Genomic DNA, 4,247 nt, shown 5'->3' with positions numbered 1-4,247 from the left:
CTGCACCATCTCCAAATATTGCGGCACTGACCATATTTGACATGGAGAAATCTTCCAGCTGAAAAGTTGCTGTTGGCGCTTCTACAGCAATGACCGCAGCACGTTTGCCTGGATTGGCCTGAAGAAAATTTTTAGCATAAATAATACCTGAAACACCGGCAACACAGCCCATTTCGGTAACTGGTAACCGCACAATATCCTGTCGGAGTTTCATCTTATTGATGAGATACGCGTCTAGGGAGGGGATCATAATTCCAGTACAACTCACTGTAATGATATAATCCAGAGACTGCGGATCCCATCCCGTCTGTTCAAGGGCCTTACGAAGTGCTTGCTCCCCTAAGACCGTTGCCTCCCGGCAGTACACATTATTTTTTTCTTCAAAAGACGTCGCAGTGAAGACCTCTCTCGGATCCATAATTGCATATCGTCTTTCCACAGCGGAGCCTTCGAAAAGTTTCTTGATCTTCTTAATAAAGCGAGGCTCTTGTCCATGGAGCCAAATATCCAATAGCGGAAGGATATCAACGGTAGCACAAGAGTATCTAGGGAGTTGCTTAGCAACAGTTATTATTTTAACATTCATATATTGGAAATTATCCACTGGTAACGAAAGGCCCATTTCCATTGGATGCTATAATTTTCTAATTTCAGTTTATTGGAGAATTGTGTAAGTTCCTCTTTTTTAAACCCACGCAGTATAGAAACAAGCCCGTCCACTTTTGTCATTCTATTTAACCTAAAAAGAACAGCAATGGTTTGAAAAAGCCGGTAAGCAATTTTACTCCTTTGTAAATCGTTAATGACGACCCCTAATTTTGATACGTTGACCAGACTACCTAGCAAACGAAGGATCTCTTCATCGTCAAAATGATGTATGGTAAGCGTACACAGAACAATGTCATACTTGACATCGTCAAAATTTTCTTCAAAGATATCCGCACACAAATAGGATATATTGGTATAATCTTTCGACAAATCCCCCGCATAATTTATTGTATAGGGGTTGGCATCTATACCGAGCATTGAAAGCTTAATATGATGTCTATTGCCATAATCGCTCAACATGCGAAGCATGTCCCCATTGCCACAACCAATATCCACAATCGTTATTGTTTCATTCTTGCAGCTGGTTGAAAGTAATTTTTTTACACCGTTCAGCGTAATGTTATTTCCGCCTAAAAAACGATTAATCTTTGCTATCCTGTCTAATGTAGTCCGAAGTTCTTCTCCTTCGAGCAGAAAATCGTCCATGATCTCATTCTCCGATGTTCTCTGTTTTGTGTTTATTCCCATTTTATTGACCTTGCATTTCCATGAGTTTGTTTAATAATCCAGCTGAGCATTTTCGGAAAAAATGAGGTAGTCTTCATCAAAACTGCGGTCCCTATTTTATAGCTTAACAGCCGCGACAGAAGTCGACCGAATAAGAGGCGTCTTTTAAACGTTCGATTCCATTGCTTGACATAAGCCTTTTCCAATTGCTTTCGTGAATGAATATGGCCCCGATAATATTCCAGGACAAGCTCAGAAGCTATTTTTGCACTGTGTATCGCCATCGCCATCCCATTTCCGCAGAATGGATGAATAAGACCGGCTGTATCACCAATCATAAGAATATGGTTTTCTACCGTTGATTTCTTATCAAATGAAAATTGACTGATTGTGAGCGGTTTTTCAAAAAGTAGCCTATTGTGCTCAAAAAAATACTTAAGATGTCTGTTTTTAGACAAAACATACTTCTGATAATCACCTATGTTTTTGTATCTCTTGAACGTTTTTACATCGGCAAGATAACATAAATTTATCCGCTTATCTTCGACCTTGGAAATCCCACAATAGCCTCCTTCAAAATGATGCAAGGCAATTAGGTCATTCGGAAAATCGCCCGAATAGTGTGCCTTAACAGCCATCCAAGGAGAGGTTTTCGTTATAAAATCACGGGATAAGAGCTGATCGATATTGCTGCGTTTTCCATACGCGCCCAGTACAATTTTTGATCTTAATACCTGATCTTGAAACGAAACAGTAAATGTATCAGCGCTAAAGGATATACCTGTTGCAGTAGCAATAACAATTGTACAGCCATTACTTTTTGCTTGCTGATATAACAGATCATCCAACGCGTAACGACTGATACCAATCCCACCCAAGGGTAACCTGACCCTATTCATCTGCCCGCCTTCTGTTGTGAACTCAAGCTCCTGAATGTGTGTTGGATATAGCGATTCAACATCCACTTGCAGCCAATGTAGGTAGGCCAAAATTTCATTCGAAACATATTCGCCGCAAACCTTATGACGAGGAAAATCATGTTTTTCGATTAACGTCACGTTGAATCCTTGTTTAGACAGATGCAATGCACTTGTAAGTCCGGCCAAACCACCGCCTATAATAATCACATCAGGATTTATTGTCATATATCCAAGTTTGCTCTATATGCGTATCATTTACAAAAATAAACGCCATAAATCGTACTTCAGTTTCCTAAATTGGTTGCCCCTCGCTATTCAACAAACGATTCTTGATAAACCTGTCCTCGGTCTAACATCTCCCTGCATAGGGCAATATCGTCCATACGCTTTTATCAAAAGTCTATCTGATAACAGCCCTTTGCGATAAATAGTTTTTATTTGGGTGTAAAATAAAAAGCACTTTAATTTACCTGATAGATAAACGACTTAACCACTGCTATAAGTTGAATAAATAAGGCTTTTATCTGGATTTATATTCACGGTCGACAAACAATTTATCCAGAAAAAGATATCTGTTCCGAAATTCTTCGGCAGCTACTTTTACTTTGATATTCAAATTCAGAATATTCATGCGCTTATCTTGTGCTGTTGTTTTCGGCCATGTTGACAGCCCTTTTCCATTTGGATCGCCCGTCTTGATAAAATTAACAAAGTACCGCTGACCAAGTTTTGATACCTTGTAATCATCTTCAGTCCAGGCAAAAACATCATTACTCTGCAGATTTCCCAATAAATATTCAATATCACTTGCATGGAAAGCACCCGGCAGGGGCTCTGGGCTTTTTTCCTTAGCTTCCTGCGCAGATTTCTTGGTAATTCCGCCGGCAAGCCCGGTTTGAGCATCGCGGTATGCCGGTTGCATGGGTGGTCGCGGTTTACCGAATATATAAACGTAGACTGGCTGACCGCTATTCTTTCGTTGCAGATCAAGCCATTTCCAGGTACTATAAACGATAAAATTATCGCTACCTAAGGCAGTTGCTGACCGAATGACTTCCGCCTCTGTCTTTCCAGGATAAAGCTTGAGCACTTCGTCAGCCTTAAGGTCATATTGTGCTCTTACTAATTTTTCATAATTCTCCGGAGATGGATACAATTTACCCATGTAGGCGGTATATGGACCTTCCGTAGACGTCCAGCCTGCAAGTAGCGGGACTTTAGACTGTTCCCCTGCCTCAAAAATAGCCAAAGGAGATTTAGGCAGAAAATAGCCGTCAACAATCAAACGGGTCGCAAAGGCCCCCGGTTCGCTGGCTTTATCAAGGAGTTCTGCCGCAGGAATTTTACGCAGCTTATCAAGCCCCTCGGCATTTATGCGCGTTGCAAACGCAGTCCCCTGTTGCTCTTGCTCAGTAATAGAGGCCGTGCCATACCGCAAGTTAAAAACACNNGTACCATACCGTAAGTTAAAGACACTTCCGCTCTGACCGATAGCACGTTTAAATAGTCCTTTGGACAACGGACTCGTCATCTGGGCAGAAACCGACATACTCCCTGCCGACTCACCACCGATAGTGACGGCATCGGGATCCCCACCAAATGCAGCAATATTTTTTTTGACCCAAACCAAAGCTGCATGCTGATCCAGCAGTCCATAATTTCCGGAAGCATGTTTCGGAGATTCCTCGGTTAATGCTGGATGCGCAAAAAAGCCAAAGATACCAAGGCGATAGTTGACAGTAACGACAATAAGACCTTCTTTGGCAAAACTTTCACCATCATAGCGATTTTCCGATCCATCACCAGCATTGAAACCTCCGCCGTAAAAATAAACTAAAACAGGAAGTTTGCCCGAACCAAGGGTCTTTGGACGCCATACATTCAGGTAGAGACAGTCTTCACTGATCCCTGGTGACCGAAATCGCATGTCCCCATAGATCGGTTTCTGCATCGGAGAATAACCAAAATGATCTGCCTTACGAATACCAGACCAATGTTCAGCAGCTTGCGGTTCTTTCCACCTCAGGTCGCCTACTGGCGGTTTTGCAAAAG

Annotated in this window: 4 protein-coding genes; all 4 read right to left on the bottom strand. The window is 41.9% G+C overall.

Annotated features, from left to right (window positions below; all coding sequences use genetic code 11):
• Nucleotides 1–586 (bottom strand): type III polyketide synthase (locus tag B2X72_RS08435; protein ID WP_414711791.1); only part of this gene is annotated, 586 nt, incomplete at its 3' end.
• The gene (locus B2X72_RS08430) at nt 583–1,296 is read right to left on the bottom strand and encodes a methyltransferase domain-containing protein (RefSeq protein WP_286849101.1); all 714 of its coding nucleotides are present in this window, start codon (nt 1,294–1,296) and stop codon (nt 583–585) included. The genes B2X72_RS08430 and B2X72_RS08435, both read right to left, overlap by 4 nt.
• Nucleotides 1,287–2,420 (bottom strand): NAD(P)/FAD-dependent oxidoreductase, encoded by a 1,134-nt coding sequence (locus tag B2X72_RS08425; RefSeq protein WP_286849098.1) that lies wholly within the window; start codon nt 2,418–2,420, stop codon nt 1,287–1,289. Before B2X72_RS08425 ends, B2X72_RS08430 begins: the two co-directional genes overlap by 10 nt.
• A gap of 295 nt (nt 2,421–2,715) precedes the next feature.
• Nucleotides 2,716–4,221 carry a carboxylesterase/lipase family protein gene (locus tag B2X72_RS08420; RefSeq protein WP_422663690.1) on the bottom strand — a complete coding sequence of 502 codons (1,506 nt, stop codon included), beginning with the start codon at nt 4,219–4,221 and terminating at the stop codon, nt 2,716–2,718.
• Nucleotides 4,222–4,247: the final 26 nt, after the last annotated feature.

The sequence above is a fragment of the Sphingobacterium sp. UBA7253 genome (genome assembly GCF_002472745.1).
In the GTDB taxonomy this organism is placed as follows: domain Bacteria; phylum Bacteroidota; class Bacteroidia; order Sphingobacteriales; family Sphingobacteriaceae; genus Sphingobacterium; species Sphingobacterium siyangense.
Note: the sequence above shows the minus strand (reverse complement) of the source record. Positions and strands in the feature narration are given on the sequence as shown.

Bases quoted from the DNA above. Each gene is read 5' to 3' on its own strand.
- B2X72_RS08430 (WP_286849101.1), bottom strand. From the start codon at position 1,296: ATGGGAATAAACACAAAACAGAGAACATCGGAGAATGAGATCATGGAC.
- B2X72_RS08425 (WP_286849098.1), bottom strand. From the start codon at position 2,420: ATGACAATAAATCCTGATGTGATTATTATAGGCGGTGGTTTGGCCGGA.